The 18,494-nt window shown below is 64.9% G+C and carries 24 protein-coding genes; 17 read left to right on the plus strand and 7 right to left on the minus strand.

The features are described from left to right. Positions 1 to 17: 17 nt before the first annotated feature. Both gyrB and HDC29_RS00105 read left to right on the plus strand, forming a co-directional pair. Positions 18 to 2,594 carry a DNA topoisomerase (ATP-hydrolyzing) subunit B gene (gyrB, locus tag HDC29_RS00100; RefSeq protein ID WP_179493450.1) on the plus strand — a complete coding sequence of 859 codons (2,577 nt, stop codon included), beginning with the start codon at positions 18 to 20 and terminating at the stop codon, positions 2,592 to 2,594. A gap of 89 nt (positions 2,595 to 2,683) precedes the next feature. Then, a complete protein-coding gene (locus HDC29_RS00105) occupies positions 2,684 to 3,106 on the plus strand; it encodes a septal ring lytic transglycosylase RlpA family protein (protein ID WP_179493451.1) in 423 nt (140 codons plus the stop codon). Positions 3,107 to 3,110: 4 nt separating this feature from the next. On the opposite strand, the gene HDC29_RS00110 is transcribed toward HDC29_RS00105, so the two are convergent. Beyond that, entirely contained in the window at positions 3,111 to 4,004 is an 894-nt protein-coding gene (locus HDC29_RS00110) for a glutaminase (RefSeq protein ID WP_373562787.1), read from the minus strand. Between the two features lie 136 nt (positions 4,005 to 4,140). Between HDC29_RS00110 and HDC29_RS00115 the strand changes: the two genes are divergently transcribed. The 3 genes from HDC29_RS00115 to HDC29_RS00125 are packed head-to-tail and all read left to right on the plus strand — an operon-like array spanning position 4,141 to position 5,404. Continuing rightward, positions 4,141 to 4,614, plus strand: coding sequence for a VOC family protein (locus HDC29_RS00115; protein ID WP_179493453.1), 474 nt, complete (start codon positions 4,141 to 4,143; stop codon positions 4,612 to 4,614). After that, positions 4,611 to 4,937: a helix-turn-helix transcriptional regulator gene (locus tag HDC29_RS00120; protein ID WP_179493454.1), complete on the plus strand. Its 327-nt coding sequence runs from the start codon at positions 4,611 to 4,613 to the stop codon at positions 4,935 to 4,937. The genes HDC29_RS00115 and HDC29_RS00120 overlap by 4 nt, the downstream gene beginning before the upstream one ends. After that, positions 4,934 to 5,404, plus strand: coding sequence for an SRPBCC domain-containing protein (locus tag HDC29_RS00125; RefSeq protein WP_179493455.1), 471 nt, complete (start codon positions 4,934 to 4,936; stop codon positions 5,402 to 5,404). The genes HDC29_RS00120 and HDC29_RS00125 overlap by 4 nt, the downstream gene beginning before the upstream one ends. A gap of 175 nt (positions 5,405 to 5,579) precedes the next feature. Here the strand turns inward: HDC29_RS00125 and glpX are convergent, their stop codons facing one another. Beyond that, positions 5,580 to 6,548 carry a class II fructose-bisphosphatase gene (glpX, locus tag HDC29_RS00130; protein ID WP_179493456.1) on the minus strand — a complete coding sequence of 323 codons (969 nt, stop codon included), beginning with the start codon at positions 6,546 to 6,548 and terminating at the stop codon, positions 5,580 to 5,582. Positions 6,549 to 6,659: 111 nt separating this feature from the next. Between glpX and HDC29_RS00135 the strand changes: the two genes are divergently transcribed. Then, positions 6,660 to 7,091 (plus strand): hypothetical protein, encoded by a 432-nt coding sequence (locus HDC29_RS00135; protein WP_257017961.1) that lies wholly within the window; start codon positions 6,660 to 6,662, stop codon positions 7,089 to 7,091. Here HDC29_RS00135 and HDC29_RS00140 read toward each other — a convergent pair. Next, positions 7,088 to 8,419, minus strand: a complete 1,332-nt coding sequence (locus HDC29_RS00140; protein ID WP_179493458.1) for a homoserine dehydrogenase — start codon at positions 8,417 to 8,419, stop codon at positions 7,088 to 7,090. The genes HDC29_RS00135 and HDC29_RS00140 overlap by 4 nt on opposite strands. A gap of 205 nt (positions 8,420 to 8,624) precedes the next feature. Next, a complete protein-coding gene (locus HDC29_RS00145; RefSeq protein ID WP_257017962.1) occupies positions 8,625 to 9,434 on the minus strand; it encodes a hypothetical protein in 810 nt (269 codons plus the stop codon). A gap of 341 nt (positions 9,435 to 9,775) precedes the next feature. Between HDC29_RS00145 and HDC29_RS00150 the strand changes: the two genes are divergently transcribed. From HDC29_RS00150 to HDC29_RS00180, 7 genes are all read left to right on the plus strand, one after another. Continuing rightward, the gene (locus tag HDC29_RS00150; RefSeq protein ID WP_179493460.1) at positions 9,776 to 10,432 is read left to right on the plus strand and encodes an energy transducer TonB; all 657 of its coding nucleotides are present in this window, start codon (positions 9,776 to 9,778) and stop codon (positions 10,430 to 10,432) included. A 55-nt stretch (positions 10,433 to 10,487) separates the two neighbouring features. After that, the gene (locus HDC29_RS00155; RefSeq protein ID WP_257017963.1) at positions 10,488 to 11,303 is read left to right on the plus strand and encodes a MotA/TolQ/ExbB proton channel family protein; all 816 of its coding nucleotides are present in this window, start codon (positions 10,488 to 10,490) and stop codon (positions 11,301 to 11,303) included. 123 nt (positions 11,304 to 11,426) lie between these two features. Beyond that, positions 11,427 to 11,948, plus strand: coding sequence for a biopolymer transporter ExbD (locus HDC29_RS00160; protein ID WP_179493461.1), 522 nt, complete (start codon positions 11,427 to 11,429; stop codon positions 11,946 to 11,948). 36 nt (positions 11,949 to 11,984) lie between these two features. Beyond that, entirely contained in the window at positions 11,985 to 12,410 is a 426-nt protein-coding gene (locus HDC29_RS00165; protein WP_037555438.1) for a biopolymer transporter ExbD, read from the plus strand. Positions 12,411 to 12,602: 192 nt separating this feature from the next. Further along, on the plus strand, positions 12,603 to 12,944 hold the full coding sequence (locus tag HDC29_RS00170; RefSeq protein WP_179493462.1) for a DUF962 domain-containing protein: 342 nt from the start codon (positions 12,603 to 12,605) through the stop codon (positions 12,942 to 12,944). Between the two features lie 79 nt (positions 12,945 to 13,023). Then, positions 13,024 to 13,227, plus strand: coding sequence for a DUF2061 domain-containing protein (locus tag HDC29_RS00175; RefSeq protein ID WP_179493463.1), 204 nt, complete (start codon positions 13,024 to 13,026; stop codon positions 13,225 to 13,227). A gap of 55 nt (positions 13,228 to 13,282) precedes the next feature. Beyond that, positions 13,283 to 13,711 (plus strand): OsmC family protein, encoded by a 429-nt coding sequence (locus HDC29_RS00180; protein ID WP_179493464.1) that lies wholly within the window; start codon positions 13,283 to 13,285, stop codon positions 13,709 to 13,711. Here the strand turns inward: HDC29_RS00180 and HDC29_RS00185 are convergent. Both HDC29_RS00185 and HDC29_RS00190 read right to left on the minus strand, forming a co-directional pair. Next, positions 13,708 to 14,292: a 2'-5' RNA ligase family protein gene (locus HDC29_RS00185; RefSeq protein ID WP_179493465.1), complete on the minus strand. Its 585-nt coding sequence runs from the start codon at positions 14,290 to 14,292 to the stop codon at positions 13,708 to 13,710. The genes HDC29_RS00180 and HDC29_RS00185 overlap by 4 nt on opposite strands. 70 nt (positions 14,293 to 14,362) lie before the next feature. After that, on the minus strand, positions 14,363 to 14,779 hold the full coding sequence (locus HDC29_RS00190) for a nuclear transport factor 2 family protein (RefSeq protein ID WP_179493466.1): 417 nt from the start codon (positions 14,777 to 14,779) through the stop codon (positions 14,363 to 14,365). 229 nt (positions 14,780 to 15,008) lie between these two features. Between HDC29_RS00190 and HDC29_RS00195 the strand changes: the two genes are divergently transcribed. Genes HDC29_RS00195 through HDC29_RS00210 form a run of 4 tightly spaced genes read left to right on the plus strand, consistent with a single transcriptional unit; the run spans position 15,009 to position 17,659 of the window. After that, a complete protein-coding gene (locus HDC29_RS00195) occupies positions 15,009 to 15,896 on the plus strand; it encodes an arylamine N-acetyltransferase (protein ID WP_179493467.1) in 888 nt (295 codons plus the stop codon). A 57-nt stretch (positions 15,897 to 15,953) separates the two neighbouring features. After that, positions 15,954 to 16,811, plus strand: coding sequence for a TauD/TfdA family dioxygenase (locus tag HDC29_RS00200; RefSeq protein WP_179493468.1), 858 nt, complete (start codon positions 15,954 to 15,956; stop codon positions 16,809 to 16,811). A gap of 12 nt (positions 16,812 to 16,823) precedes the next feature. Then, on the plus strand, positions 16,824 to 17,252 hold the full coding sequence (locus HDC29_RS00205; RefSeq protein ID WP_179493469.1) for a DUF1801 domain-containing protein: 429 nt from the start codon (positions 16,824 to 16,826) through the stop codon (positions 17,250 to 17,252). Positions 17,253 to 17,260: 8 nt separating this feature from the next. Continuing rightward, positions 17,261 to 17,659: a DUF1801 domain-containing protein gene (locus HDC29_RS00210; RefSeq protein ID WP_179493470.1), complete on the plus strand. Its 399-nt coding sequence runs from the start codon at positions 17,261 to 17,263 to the stop codon at positions 17,657 to 17,659. On the opposite strand, the gene HDC29_RS00215 is transcribed toward HDC29_RS00210, so the two are convergent. Further along, positions 17,656 to 18,471, minus strand: a complete 816-nt coding sequence (locus HDC29_RS00215; protein WP_179493471.1) for a ThuA domain-containing protein — start codon at positions 18,469 to 18,471, stop codon at positions 17,656 to 17,658. The genes HDC29_RS00210 and HDC29_RS00215 overlap by 4 nt on opposite strands. Between the last annotated feature and the right edge of the window lie 23 nt (positions 18,472 to 18,494).

The raw sequence follows: 18,494 nt of genomic DNA on the forward strand, positions 1-18,494 counted from the left end.
GACCCTATATAATCGATATGACAGACATGCCCGAAAACGGCGCGCCCGAAAGCGCCTCCAAACAGCCCAACACAAATGCCTATGGCGCCGATTCGATCAAGGTCCTGAAGGGTCTCGACGCGGTGCGAAAACGCCCGGGCATGTATATCGGCGACACCGACGACGGTTCGGGCCTGCATCACATGGTGTTCGAGGTTTCGGACAATGCGATCGACGAAGCGCTTGCGGGGCATTGCGACCTCGTCCTGATCACATTGAACAGCGACGGATCGGTCAGCGTCGAGGATAACGGCCGCGGCATCCCCACCGGCATCCACGCCGAAGAAGGCATTTCGGCGGCCGAGGTCATCATGACCCAGCTCCACGCGGGCGGGAAGTTCGAGAATACGAGCGACGATAATGCGTACAAGGTGTCGGGCGGCCTGCACGGCGTCGGCGTCTCGGTCGTCAACGCGCTTTCGGAATGGCTCGAGCTCACCATCTGGCGCGACGGCGAAGAGCATTGGATGCGCTTCGAGCATGGCGATTCGGTTTCGCCATTGAAGGTCAACGGCCCCGCGCCGGCTGGCAAGAAGGGCACGCGCGTGACCTTTCAGGCGTCGACCGAGACGTTCAAGAATGTCACCGAATTCGATTTCGAGAAGCTGGAGCACCGTTATCGCGAGCTCGCCTTCCTCAATTCGGGCGTCCGCATCAAGCTCGTCGACGCTCGCCACGCCGAGCATGAGACGCACGACCTGTTCTACGAGGGCGGGATCGCGGCGTTCGTCAAATATCTCGACCGCAACAAGACCCCGCTGCTGCCCGACCCGATCGCGATCAGCAGCGAGCGCGACGGCATCGGCATCGACGTCGCGCTGGAGTGGAACGACAGCTATTACGAGAATGTCCTCTGCTTCACGAACAACATCCCGCAGCGCGACGGCGGTACGCACCTGGCGGCCTTCCGCGCGGCGCTGACACGCACCTTGAACGGTTATGGCGACAAGTCGGGCATCCTCAAGAAAGAGAAGGTCTCGCTCACCGGCGAGGATATGCGCGAAGGGCTCACCGCGATCGTCTCGGTCAAGCTGCCCGATCCCAAATTCTCGTCGCAGACCAAGGACAAGCTCGTCTCGTCGGAAGTCCGCCAGCCGCTCGAAAGCCTGATGGCCGACCGGATGACCGAATGGCTCGAGGAAAATCCCGCCTATGCGAAGGCGGTGATCCAGAAGGTCATCGACGCCGCCGCGGCGCGCGAGGCCGCGAAAAAGGCGCGCGAACTGACGCGGCGCAAGGGGGCGATGGACATCGCCAGCCTGCCCGGCAAGCTCGCCGACTGCCAGGAACGCGACCCCAGCAAGTGTGAACTCTTCCTCGTCGAGGGCGATTCGGCAGGCGGGTCGGCGAAGCAGGGGCGCGACCGGCATGTGCAGGCGATCCTGCCGCTGAAGGGCAAGATTTTGAACGTCGAGCGTGCGCGTTTCGACCGCATCATCTCTTCAAAGGAAGTCGGCACGCTGATCCAGGCGCTCGGCACCGGCATCCGCGACGAATTCAACCTCGAAAAGCTTCGCTATCACAAGATCGTGATCATGACCGACGCCGACGTCGACGGCGCGCATATCCGCACGCTCCTGCTCACCTTCTTCTATCGCCAGATGCCCGAGATCATCGAGGGCGGTCATCTCTACATCGCCCAGCCGCCTCTCTACAAAGTCGCGAAGGGGCGGAGCGAGGTCTATCTCAAGGACGACACCGCGCTCGAAAACTACCTCGTCGACGGCGGCATCGATGCGCTGATGCTCGAAACCACGGGCGGCGCACGGTCGGGCGCTGACCTCCGCGACCTGATCGAACATGGCCGCCGTCTGCGCGCGCTGATGCGCTACGTCCCGCGCGGCCATAATTATGAGCTCGTTGAAGCCTTGGCGCTGAACGGCGCGCTCGATCCGGAGCTCGACAGCGCCGGACGCACCGCAGCGGGCGTGCGCGCGGCCGAATGGCTCAACGCGGCCGAACGCGCGCTGACCGGAGGCGCCGAAGCCAAATGGACGATCGTCGCGGTCGACGGAGGCTATACGCTCGAAAAGCGCTGGCGCGGGGTCAGCGACCATCATGCGATCGACGCCGCCTTCCTCGCCAGCCAAGAGGCCCGCCGCCTGCACAAGCTCGCGAGCGAACAGGCCGAAACCTACGCCCATCCCGCGCGGCTGGTGAAGGGCAGCAGCGCCGCGGCGCAGGCCGCCGACGCTGCCGCGCTCGCTGCCGCCGAGGCGGCCGAAGACGATGCCGAAGCGAGCGACAGCGATCTGCCGGCCGCTACCGCCGGCAAGGTCACGCCCATCACACGCCCCTCCGAACTGCTCGAAGCGATCTTTGCGCATAGCCGCAAGGGCCTCGCGATCAGCCGCTATAAGGGCCTGGGCGAGATGAATGCCGAGCAGTTGTGGGAAACCACGCTCGATCCATCGAACCGTTCGCTGCTGCGGGTCGAGGCCGAGCAGGCCGATGTCGCGCACGAAATCTTTGAACGGTTGATGGGCGACGAGGTCGAACCGCGGCGCGATTTCATCCAGACGAATGCGCTCTCGGTCGCGAATCTCGACGTCTGACCGTAAATTAGGTTCGATCTAACGCGCGGCGGCTTGTTTCGGCAGGCCGTCGCTGCTTTGGGCGCCTCCACCAAAGAGGGAGAGGTGCCATGCGGGCTCTTGCAACCATGGTGATGCCGCTGATGCTCGTAGCGTCGGCCGCCGCGCAAGATAGCGATGCCGCGGCCATCGCGGGCGCCGCCGCCAGCGCGATCCCGCTCGCCTACCCGGAAACCGAAATCGACGGCGGTATGGCGAGCTATTACGGCAACGAGCTTGCCGGCAACCGCACCGCGAACGGCGAACGCTTCGACCCCGGCCAGCTTACCGCCGCACATCGCACGCTGCCTTTCGGCAGCAAGGTGCGCGTCACCAACATGTCGACGGGCGACAGCGTGATCGTCCGCATCAACGACCGGGGCCCCTTTGCCCACGGCCGCGTGATCGACGTCAGCCAGGCCGCCGCGCGCGAAATCGGCATGCATCGCAGCGGCACCGCGCGGGTGAAGCTGGCACTGCTGACCGACGATTAACGCGTCAGTCGAACACCGACCATCCCGCCGCATAGGCGAAATGTTCGAGCGCAGCCGCGCCCGCGAGCGACGTCCCCGCTTCGTTGAGCGCCGGCGACCAGACCGCGATCGATCCCTGCCCCGGCGCAATGCACAGGATGCCGCCGCCGACCCCGCTCTTGCCCGGCAGGCCGACGCGGAAGGCGAATTCGCCCGAATTGTCATAGTGACCGCACAGCATCATGACCGCATTGATGCGCCGCGCGCGGTGCGGGTCGATCAACTGCTCGCCCGTGAGCGGGTCGCGTCCCTCCATCGCGAGGAACAAGCCCGCCCGCGCCAGCTGGCGGCACGACAGGGCAATCGCGCATTGGCGGAAATAGACCCCGACCACCGTCTCGACCGGATGCGAGAGATTGCCGAAGGCGTCCATGAAATGCGCGAGGCTGCGGTTGCGGGCGCCGGTTTCGGATTCGGAAAAGGCAACGTCGAAGTCGATCGCGACGCCGTCGTCGTCCGCGCGGGCGCGGATGAAATCGACGATCTCGTCGATCGTCGCATCGCCGCTGCGCCCGTCGATCAGCCGGTCGGTCGTGGCGATCGCGCCCGCGTTGATCAGCGGATTGCGCGGGATGCCCTGCTCGCTTTCGAGCTGAACGATCGAATTGAACGCCGACCCCGACGGCTCGCGCCCGACGCTGTCCCACAGTGAACTGCCGACGCGGCGGAGTGCGAGCGCGAGCGTGAAGACCTTCGACACCGACTGGATCGAGAAGGCTTCGTCGGCGTCGCCCGACGTATGGATCGTGCCATCCGGCAGCGCGAGTGCGAAGCCGAGCTTGTTCGGATCGACCTTTGCCAGCGCGGGGATATAGTCGGCGACACGGCCCTTCCCGAGGTGCGCCGCGGCCAGCGTCATCGCCTCGTTGATATGCTTTCTGAGGTTCTCCGTCATCGGGTTCGCCTAGCATAATCGCCGCGCAAAGCATGTATTTTCATTTTTCCAGAAATATTCTATAAGATAGAAATCAATTAGCCGAATCGGGAGACGAAGCATGGCCGACCATCCGCGTTCCAAGGGGCTTTCGAGTGCCGTCTGCTACAAGGACGCAAAAGCGGCATTTCGTTGGCTGGAAGAGGCGTTCGGTTTCGAGCCGACCTTCGTGTTGCTCGACGATCAAGGCAATCTGGCGCACAGCGAAATGGAATATGGCGCTTCGTCGATCATGGTCGGCAATGAATGGTCGGACGATCATCGCAGCCCCGCGAACCTTGGCGGCAAAAACACGCAAACGGTGCATGTCCAGCTGGGGCGCGGTGAAGATATCGACGCGCATTGCGAAAAGGCGCGCGCCGCCGGAGCCGATGTCATCGCCGAGCCCGAAACGCAATTTTACGGCGACCGCACATACCGCGCCAGGGATCCCGAGGGGCATATCTGGACCTTCGGCGTCACCGTCGAAGAGAAGACCGCCGACGAGTGGGATGCCGCGGGCGGCTTCACGACCAAGACGCGGCTCGACGATTGAGCGCGGCCCTCGACCGGATGTTGGGCGCGATCGCCGATCCGACCCGCCGGCGTGCGATCGAACTGCTGGGCGAGCGGCCGCGCAGCGCGGGCGAACTGGCGGGCGCGCTTGGCCTCGCCCCGCCGGCGATGAGCCGCCATTTGCGCGTGCTGAAGGAAGGCGGGCTGGTCGAGGACGGGCATCCCGCATTCGACGCGCGCGTGCGCATCTATCGGTTGAAGGACGGCGCGACGGGCGAGCTCAAGCAATGGCTTGCCGAGACCGAGGCGCTGTGGGTGCACCAGCTGGCGAGTTTCAAGCGCCATGTCGAAAGCGGGGAATGAGCGGGGCGGCGGTCATCGTCGCGCTGCGCGTTGCGGCGACTCCGCAAGCGGCGTTCACCGCCTTCACCCGCGACATCGGAAAATGGTGGCGGAGCCATCCGCTATTCCAGCTTTCGCGCAAGGGCGATGGCATGCTGCGCTTCGACCCTGCCGGGCCGGGCGGGCGGCTCGTTACGCGCTTCGACGATGGCGAGGAGTGGGAGATTGGCGCGGTGCGCCACTGGCTGCCGGGCGAACGGCTGGCCTTCGCCTGGCGCTTGCCGAGTTTCCAGGAGGGCCAGCTAACCGAGGTTGATGTGCGGTTCGAGGCGGTGGACGGCGAAACGCGCGTGACGGTCGAGCATCGCGGCTGGGATACCATCCCCCCAAGCCATGTCGCGCGGCACGGCTTTGAGCTGATGTTGTTTCAGCGGCGGCTGGGCGAATTTTGGCGGGGGTTACTGAAGCGAATGAGCGCGCAGCCTTGAATGACTATCGGCTTTGAGGTGGAGCGCGGGCCCGCCCAACATTCGTCATTCCCGCGAAAGCGGGAATCCAGTGTGGGATCAGCCTACGCACGCCCTGGGTCCCCGCTTTTCGCGGGGATGACGAAAGTAGGAGGGTGTGCGACGGCTAACGCTCGCTTTCAGCCCCGACCCATATTCAATGCGCGCGATGCTCGCCCTTGACCCAGCGTACCGTGCCCGACGAGGCGCGCATCACGACCGTTTCGGTGGTCATCACGCCGTCGCGGCGCCGCTTGACGCCGCGCAGCAGCGAGCCGTCGGTGACGCCGGTCGCGGCAAAGATCACGTCGCCGCTGGCGAGGTCTTCGAGGTCATAGACGCGGTCGAGATCCTCGATGCCCCATTTCTTGGCGCGCCGCCGCTCGTCGTCGTTGCGGAAGAGGAGGCGGCCCTTGAACTGGCCGCCGACGCAGCGCAGCGCCGCCGCGGCGAGAACGCCCTCGGGCGCGCCGCCCGATCCCATGTAAATGTCGATGTTGGTTTCAGGGTTGGTCGTCGCGATCACGCCCGCAACGTCGCCGTCGGGGATCAGCGCGACGCCGCAGCCGATCGCGCGCAGTTCGGCGATGATCGCCTCGTGGCGCGGGCGGTCGAGCACGCAGACGATGATCTGTTCGGGCTTGCAGCCCTTTTCGCGCGCTACCGCCTCGACATTCTCGCGCACGCTGTTGTCGAAATTGACGATGTCCGGCGAATAGCCCGCGCCGACCGCGAGCTTGTCCATATAGACGTCAGGGGCGTTGAGCAGACAGCCTTCCTCGGCGATCGCGAGCACCGCGAGCGCGTTCGGGCCGGCCTTCGCCGTGATCGTCGTGCCTTCGAGCGGGTCGACCGCGATGTCAATCTTCGGGCCCTTGCCCGGCGCATTGCCGACCTTTTCGCCGATATAGAGCATCGGTGCCTCGTCGCGTTCGCCTTCGCCGATGACGATCGTGCCGTCCATGTAAAGGGTGTTGAACGCGGTCCGCATCGCCTCGACCGCTGCGGCGTCGGCGGCCTTCTCGTCGCCGCGGCCGATCAGCTTCGCGGCGGCGATCGCCGCGGCTTCGGTGACGCGCACCATCTCGAGCACGAGCACCCGGTCGAGGTTGCTGCTATTCGTCATGTCCGCCACTCTCCGTCTTTACTTGTTCCGCCCGGTCGGCATGGTGGGCGCCATATGGTCGCCCGCGCCACTTGTCGAGAACGCTTCGCCCGATTCGGTGCCGCTTTCGCCATGAGCTGTGTCATCGCGATGACCGGCGCGATAACCGCGATGGTCCCTGCGGCCGCGCAGGTGCAGGGGCCGCCCGCGCCCCCGACGGCGCGCGACGCCGAAACCGCCGCGGCCCGGGCGAAGGAGATGGTCGATCCGATCCGGCGCTGTAAACCCGCCGAAGACGGGTCGATCAATGTGTGCGGTACGGACACCGAACGCCACCGCCTGACGCCCGAACTGCGCGCGATCGCGGGCGTCGGCCGCGAGGCGCCGCCCAAGCTGCCGCGCGCCGAGGCGCGCGCGATGAGCCTCGACAAGCTGCCCTATAACTGGATCTCGATCGGCGGCGGCTATCCGCCGGGCCCTGAATATAATGCGCTCTATGAAATGGCGAAGCGCGCGACCGATCCCGAAACGGGCAATCCGCCGCCGGCGGAAGAGGAACCTTAAAGCGCGAGGATCGGCATGTGCATCGGCGCGCCGACGACATGGTCCGACGCGCCGAGCACGCCGAGCGCCGCGTGGATTGCGCGCGCGGGGCCTTCGTGCGTCACGAGCACGATGACGACGCCCTCGCCGTCCTCGCTGCCGCGCTGGATCAGGCTTTCGATCGACACGCCCGCATCGCGCATCGCTGCGGCGATTTCGGCGAGAACGCCGATGCGGTCCTCGACGATCAGGCGGACATAATGTTTTCCGACGCGCGCGCCGGCATCGGCGGCGGGCGCGGCGTCGAGCGAGTCGACGGGCATCGCGAAGGCGGGTCCATATTCGTCGCGCGCGATGTCGATGATGTCGGCGACGATCGCGGAGGCGGTCGGCCCCGCGCCCGCGCCCGCGCCCTCGAAGAACAGGCGGCCGACAAAATTGCCCTCGGCGACGACAGCGTTCAATGCGCCGGGGACATAAGCGAGCGGGTGGTCGGCGGGGACAAGGCACGGCTGGACATGCTGGTAGAGGCCGCCCCCGTTTTCGGCGCTATCGCGCTCGGCCATGCCGATCAGGCGGACGCGGTGGCCGAGTGCCTCGGCCTCGCGGATGTCGGCGGCGATCAGCCCGCGAATCCCGTCGGCGGTCACCGCGCCGATGTCGAGCCGGGTGCCGAAGCAGAGCGCGGCGAGGATCGACAATTTATGCGCGGCGTCGATGCCGTCGACGTCGAAGCTCGGATCGGCTTCGGCGTAACCCTCGGCCTGCGCAGCAGCGAGCGCGTCGGCGAAGCTCGCGCCGTTCCGCTCCATCTGCGTCAGGATATAATTGCAGGTACCGTTGAGGATGCCATAGACGCGCGCGATTTCGTTCGCCGACGCACCTTCGCGGATCGCCTTGATCACCGGGATGCCGCCCGCGACCGCAGCTTCATATTTCAGCGGCGTGTCCTTCGCCTCGGCGAGCTTCGCCAAGTCGAGCCCGTGATGCGCGATCATCGCCTTGTTCGCGGTGACGAGCGCCTTGCCCGCGCCGAGCGCGTGGCGCGCAAGGGTCAGCGCCGATCCGTCGGCGCCGCCGATCATCTCGACGACGACATCGACATCGTCGGCCGCGACGATCGCGTCCATGTCGTCTTCCCAGCGATAGGGGGACAGGTCGACGCCGCGGTCCTTGTGGCGGTCGCGTGCCGACACCGCGACGATTTCGATCGGGCGGCCCGCGCGCCGGGCGATCAGTTCGCGGTTCGCCTCGAGCAACCGCACGACGCCGCCGCCGACGACGCCGATTCCCGCGAGCGCGACGCGGAGCGGCGGGCGGGGAGCGGTCGGGGCGGAATAGGGCGACATGCGGGAACTCCATAAAAGCGCGGAGCCTCGCCCCGTCATCGCGAGCGCCCTATCGGCTTTTCCCGCCGAAACAAGGAAGCTTTTCTGTTTCCACGACGCGGAAACATACGGCACCGCCTGCTCCCGGCCTCCCCAGGTTGCTATCGTTGGGAGGGCGGGAGGGAGCGAGCCGGTGCCGCTTACGACGTCAGGCGGAGATAATCGATCAATCTACCGGCGGCTTGCGCGTCCGCGTGCATTCGCCGAGCGCGCCGAGGATGACGCCATAGTCCGATGCCGCCTTGCGCCGATCCTCGGGCGGGGTCCCCGCGAGCTTGTTCAGCGGGAGCTGGCGCGGCAAGCCGCAGGCGAGGCGGTACCAGGCGAGCGTATCGCGCGCGGGCACCGCCGCCGATCCATCGACGATCTCGCCGAACGCCGCCGCCCAGCGCCGTGACCCGTCGGCAGCGGTCAGCACGGTGAGCGACACGGGGTCGCCGGTTTCGGTGTTCAGGAACAATTGCGTCTCGCCTTCGCCGGGAAGCGTGCCCGGGACGTGAAAGCCGTTGGCGATGCCGGTGATCGCCGGCGGCGCGCCCGGCTTGACCAGCTCGGTGAGGATCGCGCGTAATTGCGCCTCGGTCGCCGGGTCCCACGGGAGCTGCGCGTCGGGGGCGATCAGGCGGACGCTTCCCGTGTTGTTCGTCCCTGCGCTTGCGCCCGCGACGGGGCGGGCAAAGAGCAGGACGGGCTGTTTCTTCTTCAGCTTCGGCGGCTTGCCCTTCGCATCGACTGGCAGGTCGACGAGATAGGAGATTCGCGCGGCGAGCGGGCCCCTACCGCGAATCAGGCTGACGACGTCGGCTTCGACGTAGATTCGGACATGACCCGCCGCGACTCCGGGCGCGCGCTCGGGTTTCAGGACCGTCGCCTCGCGGATACGCGCGTGCAACGCAATCGGCGCCTCGGTCGCCAGGTCGGCGATATCGGCATAGGTGTAAGGGCCTGCCGTCGCGGCGGTGGCCGGCGCCTGCATTGCAGAAACGCTTGGGATTCCAAAGCTCAAGGTCAATATGCCGGCGATAGCGGCCGGGTGAGGGAGGCGCATGATCGATCTACTTTCCATCATCTGTGACACCGGTATCGGCGCCTGAATCCCCATCATGGGACAAGGCACATTAACCCCTGATAAAGGGTTTGCGAATGTGCCGCCACCGCGATAGGACGGGCCGCGAAGCGTCCGGCGAAAACATAATAAGCCGGATGCAGCGCCGTCGGGTCTGTGGAAACGCATCGGAAATCATCCGGGCATTTGGCAACCGTCCCGAGGGTTGGGAATTGGTGTCAGGATGATCTAGCAAGGAGCGTCGTCCCTGAATGGCTTATGGTGATAATGTCGACCCTAAAAACAGGGTAGTGGCGATTGTCTTGGTTGGTCTGTTTACGGCAGTTCTGGGCTATGGCCTGGTGAACGGCCTGAATATCAGTATCGTCAAGAAGATCGCCGAAAAATTGGATGTGGTGGACGTCGAAGAGCCGCCGCCGCCGGAGGAGCCCCCGCCGCCGCCGCCGCCGGACAACAAGCTGCCGCCGCCGCCGCCGGTTGTGACGCCGCCGTCTCCGATTCCGCCGCCGGTGACGACCAACACGGTCCAGTCGGTGCCGAAAGCGCCGCCGACGCCGCCGCCGCCCGTCTTCACGCCGCCGGCTCCGCCGGCTCCGCCTCCGACGCCCGACCTCAGTCAAGCCGGTACGCCGCGTGGCAACCCGGGACGTTGGGCGACGAACGACGACTATCCGGCGCGTGCCATGCGTGAAGAACGCGAAGGCACGACGGGTTTCCGCGTGACCTATAATGCCGAGGGCCGCGTGACCTCTTGCGACGTCACGTCGTCGAGCGGCCACGCCGACCTCGATGCCGAAACCTGCAAGCTTATCCAGCGCCGCGGCCGGTTCAATCCGGGCAAGGACCGTGCGGGTAATCCGACGGGCGGCACTTACAGCAATCGTATCCGTTGGCAGATTCCGCGCTGATCGGCGCCGGACCACCTGTTTTCGATTTTGAATATTTTGAGAGGGAATTTCCTATATGTTTAATCTGATCGCAAATGCCGCCGCTGCGGCGCCGGCTGCCGCTCACGACGCAGGCATGAGCCTGATGCCCGCATCGATGTGCGTGAAGGAAGAAGGCACGAACCCCTACGGTCTCGTTCCCGCGCTCTGCGAAGGCGGTATCGTCTCGCAGGTCACCTTCCTCGTCCTGCTCATCATGTTCATCGGCACGCTTTACATCCTGTTCACCAAGCTCTTCGAACAAAATAAGGTGATCAACCAGGGCAAGGCGGTTGACGCCAACTTCTGGCGCGCGCCGACGCTCGCCGACGGCGCGTCGAAGCTTGAAAAGAACAGCGCCTATCGCCAGGTCGTCGAAGACGGCCTGCGCGCCAACGAAGAGCATAACAAGCTGACCGACCCCGTCGAAGCCCACGACTGGATGCACGGCACGCTCGAGCGTTCGCAGAACCACATCAACTCGAAGCTGAATTCGGGCCTCGCCTTCCTCGCGACCGTCGGTTCGACCGCGCCGTTCGTCGGTCTGTTCGGTACCGTTATCGGTATTCTTCGCGCCCTTGTGAAGATCGGTGCGTCGGGTCAGGCCTCGATCGACACCGTCGCCGGTCCGGTCGGTGAAGCGCTGATCATGACCGCTATCGGTCTGATCGTGGCGGTTCCCGCGGTGCTCGCGTTCAACTGGCTGCAGAGCCGCAACAAGTCGATCGCCCGTCGCCTGTCGACCTTCTCGAACGACGTGCTCGGCTCGATCATGTCGAACGGCCAGGTGAAGCCGGCGTCGCTCGCTCCGGCGAAGGCGACCGCTCCGGCCGCAGCGCCGAAGAAGGCCTGATTGGTTCCTGGATCCCGGCCTTCGCTATGCGGCGAAGGCCGGGTCCGCTGGACCGGGCGCAGCGCCGGTGGCGCGACCACCCAAGGGTCCATGACAGTAATTTTGTGACAGGATGCTAATCCTATGGCGATGAGTGTAGGCGACAAGGGCGGCGAAGACGCCCCGATGTCCGAAATCAACACGACCCCGCTCGTGGACATCATGCTTGTGTTGCTCATCATCTTCCTCATCACGGTTCCCGTGGTGCTGGAGACGGTGAACCTCAAGCTGCCCGACGTGGTCTTCGAGCCGACGACGACAAAGCCTGAAAATGTGCTGCTGTCGATCCGTTCGGCCGATACCGACGGTGATGGCGAGCCTAATGCGGACAGCAGCGCGTGCGAAGTTTACTGGGGCCAGACCCCGGTCGATTCGCGGCAACTGCTCGAGCGCGGACAGCAGAAGCTTGAAAAGCTGCTCGAAGATATCGGCGGGCCGCAGAACATCACCGAAGAGAACTTCCCCGAAGTGCATATCCGCGGCGACGTGAATACGCCGTACCAGTGCATCGGCGGCGTGATCTATACGATGCAATATGCCGGCTTCCAGAAGATCGGGTTCATTTCCGAACCGGCTCCTGGCTCGGGCACGGTGGGTCGCCTTTAAGGGCGGTCTTCCGTTTAGGAACGAAGGAATAATCGCATGTCCATGGCAGTTGGAGATCGGGACGAAAACGAACCGATGATGGACATGAACACGACGCCGCTTATCGACGTCATGCTCGTGCTCCTCATCATGTTCATCATCACCATCCCGGTCCAGACCCACGCGGTGAAGATCGACCTGCCGGTCCCGACCGACAGCCAGAGCAATGTCGACCCCGAAAAGAACAAGGTAATGATCGATCCCGCCGGGACGATCACCTGGAACGGGACGCCGGTCGATCTCGCTCAGCTGGCGCAGTATCTGGAACAGACCAAGGCGCTGCCGGTCGAACCCGAGCTGCAGGTCCAGCCCGATCCCTATGCGCGCTATATCGTCGTCGACAACGTTATGGCGGTGATCAAGCGTAGCGGCGTCGGCAAGCTCGGCTTCGTCGGCAACGAACAATATGCCCGCGTCTTCTGATTTCTGATCAGAGTCGTCAGGCAAAAATAGATGGGGCCGCGAAGCGATTCGCGGCCCTTTTCTTTTGCGCGCGATAGGCAGAAACCGCCGGGAACCGCCGCTGGCTGCTTCCTGCCCCAAAACCCACGTGGGGCGGCTGGCATACGATTGGCAGCTTGACGGGGCGCGCCGGTCGCAGCATCTTTCATCATCATGCCGCGGCTTTACAAGAGTTTCGCCGAATTCTGGCCCTTCTACCTGCGCGAGCACAGCAAGGCATCGACGCGTGCGCTGCATTATGTCGGGACCAGTCTGGTTATGCTGATCGGGATAGCGGCGGTGCTGAGTGGGCGCTGGGGCTGGCTCGTGGCGCTGCCGGTCGCCGGCTATTTCTTTGCCTGGGTCGCGCATTTTGCGGTCGAGAAAAACCGGCCGGCGACCTTCACCTATCCACTGTGGAGCCTCGCCGCGGACTTCAAGATGTGGGCGATGTGGTTTGGCGGGCGGCTCGGGCCCGAACTCGATCGCGCGGGAGTATCGCGGGAAAACCGATAAGACTGAGCGAAAGCACTCTCTGGCACTTGTTGCGAACCATTCTTAATTTGAAAGAGTTCGCCGCTGCTGGAGACTGGCCATGCCGACCGACCTGATCAAGACCTTCACCTATCTCTCGATCCATCTGACCATCGGATTCAGCGTCGCTTATGTGTTGACCGGATCGGTCGCGCTGGCGGGCGGGATCGCGATCATCGAGCCGTGCATCAATGCGGTCGCATTCTTCTTCCATGAAAAGGCGTGGAAGCGTTTTGCTACGCGGCGTAAGCTGCTTGCCGCCTGAGGACTCCGAGTCTTCGGCGCCGTTTCCGACTCGCCCCCTCGAAGGAGATATGAGCATGACCGTCAATCGCGCATCCGCCCGCTACGAAGGTTTCGGCAAGGAGGGCAAGGGATCGATCACGACGAAGTCGGGCGTCCTGAATGCGCAGCCCTATGGTTTCGGCACGCGCTTTGAGGGCCAGCCGGGAACCAATCCCGAGGAGCTGATCGCGGCGGCGCACGCCGCCTGCTTCACCATGGCGCTGTCATTCGGGCTCGCGCGCGCGGGTTATTCGGGCGACTCCCTCGAGACGAGCGCCGCGGTGACGCTCGAGCAGCAGGACGGTGGCTTCACGATCACCAAGTCGGCGCTGACGCTGACCGGCAAGGTGCCGGGAATCGATGCCGACGAATTCGCGAAGATCGCCGAAGAGGCCGAGAAGAACTGTCCGGTGTCGAAGCTGCTCGACTGCGAGATAACGCTCGAACATAGCCTCGAAGGCTAAGCCGCATGGCGCAGCAGCGGCGGTAGCGCGTCGTCCATGAAGTCGAACGCGCCCTGCGCAGATGCAGGCAGTCGCCAGCGCTGGAGGACGCGGTGACGGCTGTGACCGATATGGCTTTCGATCAAGACTAGTTCGCGCGGGGTCCAGTTCCACGCGACCCGTACCGGGTCGAACAGATGCTTGCCATAGCCGAGCGTGACATGCGGGCGGAGTCCCGACCGGCGATACCAGGGTGCGATCCCGTGCGGCGCGAGCAACGCGACGAGCTCGTCATAAAGCTGGCGAACAGCGGCAACGCTTCCGACCGTGACGAGCTCGGCGCCCGCCCCCCTGCTGATGATCCGGCCAAAGGGTATGGAACTGGCTGCGGGCAAGCCGGCTTCGAATGCCCTGGCGACGTGTTGGCGCAGGAAGGGATTGGGAACCGACGTTTCATCGATCGTGCAGAGCGTGAGGTGATAATATTGCGGTTTCAGTCCTGCGAAGAGATCGCCCGAAACCGGCGGCAGTTGGCGAGCGAGCCAACCGGCGCGGTCGGGGGCAAGCTGAAAGCCCAGGAAATAGCGGAACATTGGCGACATGGCGATCCCTCCGAATCAGATCAATGTTCCTATTATGTTCTCATGTGTGCGGAGAGTCGAATCGTTCCCGCTATTCCTGTTCGATCGTCATCCGGGTGACGTGGATATAGGCTACCTGCCAGCTATCGCCGTGACGCCGGAATATGTCAGTGAAGCGGATACGGACGCGGAAGGGCTTGCCTGCCGAACGGCCCGACAGGATTGTCTCGGCGCTTGCAAGGCCCGCATCCTCGCCGAGCGGCAGGACGATCCTGTCCTTCAACATCACCGGATCATAATCATCGTCGGGCCCGGTCCAGCCGTCGATGAAGAAAGCCTTGCCATAGCGTTTACCGCTCCCGTCGATGAAGACGAGGTCGTCGGCGACCATGCGCTCGAGCGCGGCGCGATCCTGCGCGATCTGCGCGGCGTCGAAGGCATCGGCAAAACTGGCGAGATCGGCACCGGTGCCCACGGGCGCTTCGGCGGCGATGGCGGGCGGCGCCATGACGATAGCCAACAATATTGCCGTTGCGCCCCGCATAAAGTCCTCCGAACGTGCCGCAGCCAATATCCCGACATGATGTGCGCCGGCATAGGCGCGCCCGCAAGGGCCAAGTTGCGGACAGCACGATCTTTGCGGGGTGTTGGTTGCCGGGCGAAGATTCGGGCTTGATCTCAACTGTGGTTGAGCTTTCATAAGGCGGGCAGTTGATTTGCGAACGGAGCATTATTGCATGTTGCACTATCCCGCTGCCCCCACCGATTCCGGCGAAGCGTCCTTCGCCGCCGCCGCCGGGTTCCTCCCGCGCTACTTTGCGCGCATCGGCTATAGCGGCGCCGTGGCGCCGACATGGGAGGTGCTCGCTGCGCTGCAAGCCGCCCATATCGCCGCGATCCCGTTCGAGGCGATCGACGCGCTGACCGGTGCGGGGGTCGATATCGGCGCCGACGCGATCGATGCGAAGCTGATCGGCCAGCGGCGCGGCGGATATTGCTTCGAGCAGAACGGGCTTTTCCTTCGCGTCTTGCAGGCGATCGGATTCGCTGCCGAAGGGTTGATTGGGCGCGTGCGCTGGATGCTCCCCGACGATGCGCCGCCGACGCCGCGCACGCATATGGTCGTGCGGGTGACGATCGAGGGCAGGTCGTGGCTCGTCGATGCCGGCTTCGGCGCGGCGGTGCCGCCGCAGCCGCTGGCGATGGACAGCGAAGACCCCCAGCCGACGCGACACGAAAGCTATCGCGTCGTGCGGCATGGCGCCGAATGGCAGGTCGCTGCGTTGATCGAGGAGGAATGGCGGACGCTCTACCGGATCGAGAATGTGGTGCCGCCCGCGATCGATTATGAAATCGGCAACTGGTACACCTCGGCGCATCCGGATTCGCATTTCCGTCACCAGCTGATCGCGGCGCGTACGACCGCCGAGGCGCGTTATGGCCTGCGCGACAACCGCCTGACGACGCGGCTTGCCGATGGGCGTCTCGACCGCCGCTATCTGGGTGCAGACGAGATCGAACGCGTTCTGGGCGAAATCTTCCTGCTGCCGGCGCGGCCGCACTGGCGCCCGGCGATCGAACGGGCGGCGACCGCGGAGATCGCCGCTAGTCGCACCGCGGCTTGACTCGCCGCCGCCAGGGCTCTCTCATGCTCCGACAACAAAACAGCAGGAGCGGAAGCCATGACCCTTGTTGCAGCGCAGCGGGTGTTCGAGCGCGTGAAGGTCGCGCCCCTGACGCCATCGATCGGTGCCGAGATTTCCGGGATCGATCTCGCCGACGAACAGGATGATGCGACGATCGCCGAAATCCGCGCGGCGCTGCTCGCGTACAAGGTGATCTTCTTTCGCGACCAGTTCATCACGCCCGAACAGCATATCGTCTTTGCGCGGCGCTTTGGGCCGCTCGAAATCCATCCCGCGACGCCGAAGGAGCAGTCGAACCCCGAAGTGCTGCATATCGCGCACGGGCCCGAGTCGCGCGGGCGGGAGAATTTCTGGCATTCGGACGTCACCTGGCGCGCAGAACCGTCGCTGGGGTCGATCCTGCGCGCGATTGAGGTGCCCGAGGTCGGCGGCGACACGCTGTTCGCCGACATGGCGGCGGCGTTCCGCGGCCTGTCGCCCGCGATGCAGGACTGGTGCCGCTCGCTGAGCGCGGTGCACGATATCGCGCGCGTCTTCGCCAAAAGGCTGGGGAAGAGCGCCCACGAATTGCACGAGCAATATCCGCCGCAGCTTCATCCGCTGGTGCGAACGCACCCCGAGACGGGCGAACAGGCGCTGTACGTCAACACCGCCTTCACCAGCCATATCGAAGGTGTGTCGGCGAAGGAAAGCGAGTGGCTGCTCGCGCATCTTTATGCGCAGGCGGCGGTGCCCGAAATCCAGTGCCGTTTCCGCTGGCGTGCGGGTTCGGTCGCCTTCTGGGACAATCGCGCCGCGCAGCATTATGCCGCGTCGGATTATTTTCCCGCGGTGCGGCGGATGGAACGGGTGACGATCGCGGGCGACCGGCCCTTCTATCGCGACGAACGCTGACGCGAGGATTTGATGAGCGAAAAGAAGGTCGTGCTGCTGTCCGGCGGCAATCCCCAGATCGCCAAAGGCTATGGCGACGCGCCGGTGCAGGCCTATATTGCCGCGATGCCGGGGTGGAAGTCGGCCGCCTGGGCGCGGCTCGACAAGCTGATCGAGAAGACGGTCCCGGGGGTCGCGAAAGCCGTCAAATGGAATTCGCCCTTCTATGGCCCGCCGGGGCAGGGCGAGGAGCCGACGCACTGGTTCATGAGCATCCATTGCTTCGACCGCTATATCAAGGTCGCTTTCTTTCGCGGTCAGTCGCTCGATCCCGTGCCGCCGGTCGCATCGAAAAGCGGCGACACGCGCTATTTTCATATCCATGAAGACGATCAGGTCGACGAGGCGGCATTCGTCGACTGGGTGAAACAGGCCGCGGCGCTGCCCGGCGAGAAGATGTGAGGGAGACGATGGCGACGGATCTGATCGATGCGAAGATAGCCGGGCTCGGCGACTGGCGCGGCGAGATGCTGGCGAAGCTGCGCGCGCTGATCCACGCCGCCGACCCGGATGTCGAAGAGACCGTGAAGTGGCAGAAGCCGTCGAACCCGGCGGGCGTGCCGGTGTGGGAACATGCCGGAATCCTGTGTACGGGCGAGACATATAAGGACAAGGTCAAGCTGACCTTTACCAAGGGCGCGGTGCTTGCTGACCCAGCAAGCCTGTTCAATTCGAGTCTCGATGGCAACACGCGGCGCGCGATCGATCTGTTCGAGGGTGACGACGTCGACGCGGCGGCGTTCAAGGCGCTGGTCCGCGCCGCAGTCGCGGCGAACCTGGAAAAGCCCGCTCGCCCAAAAAAGGGCTAGTCGCAGCCCGTCCCCTCCTTGCGCGCTGCCCAGGCGATTGCGCCGTCGACGACCTTCAGATGCACGGGGTCGGCCCATGCCTCGGCCTTGTGGCCGAGCGCCGAGTAGAAGATGCGCGCGCGGCCTTCGCAGCGCCACCAGATAAGGGCGTGGTGGCCCATCTCGAGCTTGGGCGTCAGCCGCATCCCGGTCTCGTCGAGCGAGGCGAGGATATGCGCGTCGGCGGCGGGCGGGGCGTCCCAGCTGTAATATTCGTCGGTCCAGCGCCAGCGGGCGGGCAAGTGGTGCGTCGCGGGATGGTTATGGTCGGCGACGATGAGATCGGCGGGCTGGAACTGGTCGCCGCCGCCGGGATGGCCGGTGAAGTTACCGTTGCCGCGCATCTTCACGAACCAGTCGGGATGGCTGCCGTCGCCCGCGCTGTGGAGGCCGACGAAGCCGCCGCCGTTGGCGACCCACGCCTGAAACGCGGCGCGTTGGTCCGGGGTATAGATATCGCCGCTGGCATTGGCGAAGACGATGACATCGAATTTGGCGAGGTCCCGCGGATTGAACACCGCGGCATTTTCGGTCGCGAAGCTGCTCCAGCCGCGCGCCTCCACCATCGATTCGATCGCGGGCACCGCTTCGGCGATGCTGTCATGGCGGTAGCCGTTCGTCTTGCTGACGATCAGCACGGCGGGGCGGTCCAGCGCAGGCAACGCGGGCGGGATGCTGTCGAATGTCGGCGCCGGGCGCCGCGGGTCGGGTGCCGCCTGCGCGGCACCCTGCGTCAGCAACAGCGCGGCGGCCAGCGTGGCGGCGGTGATCATTTGGGCTCTCCCGATATTATCGG

The organism is Sphingopyxis sp. JAI108 (assembly GCF_013410105.1).
Classification (GTDB): domain Bacteria; phylum Pseudomonadota; class Alphaproteobacteria; order Sphingomonadales; family Sphingomonadaceae; genus Sphingopyxis; species Sphingopyxis chilensis.

Bases quoted from the DNA above. Each gene is read 5' to 3' on its own strand.
- gyrB (WP_179493450.1), top strand. From the start codon at position 18: ATGACAGACATGCCCGAAAACGGCGCGCCCGAAAGCGCCTCCAAACAG.
- HDC29_RS00105 (WP_179493451.1), top strand. From the start codon at position 2,684: ATGCGGGCTCTTGCAACCATGGTGATGCCGCTGATGCTCGTAGCGTCG.
- HDC29_RS00110 (WP_373562787.1), bottom strand. From the start codon at position 4,004: ATGACGCTGGCCGCGGCGCACCTCGGGAAGGGCCGTGTCGCCGACTAT.
- HDC29_RS00115 (WP_179493453.1), top strand. From the start codon at position 4,141: ATGGCCGACCATCCGCGTTCCAAGGGGCTTTCGAGTGCCGTCTGCTAC.
- HDC29_RS00125 (WP_179493455.1), top strand. From the start codon at position 4,934: ATGAGCGGGGCGGCGGTCATCGTCGCGCTGCGCGTTGCGGCGACTCCG.
- glpX (WP_179493456.1), bottom strand. From the start codon at position 6,548: ATGACGAATAGCAGCAACCTCGACCGGGTGCTCGTGCTCGAGATGGTG.
- HDC29_RS00135 (WP_257017961.1), top strand. From the start codon at position 6,660: ATGAGCTGTGTCATCGCGATGACCGGCGCGATAACCGCGATGGTCCCT.
- HDC29_RS00140 (WP_179493458.1), bottom strand. From the start codon at position 8,419: ATGTCGCCCTATTCCGCCCCGACCGCTCCCCGCCCGCCGCTCCGCGTC.
- HDC29_RS00145 (WP_257017962.1), bottom strand. From the start codon at position 9,434: ATGCAGGCGCCGGCCACCGCCGCGACGGCAGGCCCTTACACCTATGCC.
- HDC29_RS00150 (WP_179493460.1), top strand. From the start codon at position 9,776: ATGGCTTATGGTGATAATGTCGACCCTAAAAACAGGGTAGTGGCGATT.
- HDC29_RS00155 (WP_257017963.1), top strand. From the start codon at position 10,488: ATGTTTAATCTGATCGCAAATGCCGCCGCTGCGGCGCCGGCTGCCGCT.
- HDC29_RS00160 (WP_179493461.1), top strand. From the start codon at position 11,427: ATGGCGATGAGTGTAGGCGACAAGGGCGGCGAAGACGCCCCGATGTCC.
- HDC29_RS00165 (WP_037555438.1), top strand. From the start codon at position 11,985: ATGTCCATGGCAGTTGGAGATCGGGACGAAAACGAACCGATGATGGAC.
- HDC29_RS00170 (WP_179493462.1), top strand. From the start codon at position 12,603: ATGCCGCGGCTTTACAAGAGTTTCGCCGAATTCTGGCCCTTCTACCTG.
- HDC29_RS00175 (WP_179493463.1), top strand. From the start codon at position 13,024: ATGCCGACCGACCTGATCAAGACCTTCACCTATCTCTCGATCCATCTG.
- HDC29_RS00180 (WP_179493464.1), top strand. From the start codon at position 13,283: ATGACCGTCAATCGCGCATCCGCCCGCTACGAAGGTTTCGGCAAGGAG.
- HDC29_RS00185 (WP_179493465.1), bottom strand. From the start codon at position 14,292: ATGTCGCCAATGTTCCGCTATTTCCTGGGCTTTCAGCTTGCCCCCGAC.
- HDC29_RS00190 (WP_179493466.1), bottom strand. From the start codon at position 14,779: ATGGCGCCGCCCGCCATCGCCGCCGAAGCGCCCGTGGGCACCGGTGCC.
- HDC29_RS00195 (WP_179493467.1), top strand. From the start codon at position 15,009: ATGTTGCACTATCCCGCTGCCCCCACCGATTCCGGCGAAGCGTCCTTC.
- HDC29_RS00200 (WP_179493468.1), top strand. From the start codon at position 15,954: ATGACCCTTGTTGCAGCGCAGCGGGTGTTCGAGCGCGTGAAGGTCGCG.
- HDC29_RS00205 (WP_179493469.1), top strand. From the start codon at position 16,824: ATGAGCGAAAAGAAGGTCGTGCTGCTGTCCGGCGGCAATCCCCAGATC.
- HDC29_RS00210 (WP_179493470.1), top strand. From the start codon at position 17,261: ATGGCGACGGATCTGATCGATGCGAAGATAGCCGGGCTCGGCGACTGG.
- HDC29_RS00215 (WP_179493471.1), bottom strand. From the start codon at position 18,471: ATGATCACCGCCGCCACGCTGGCCGCCGCGCTGTTGCTGACGCAGGGT.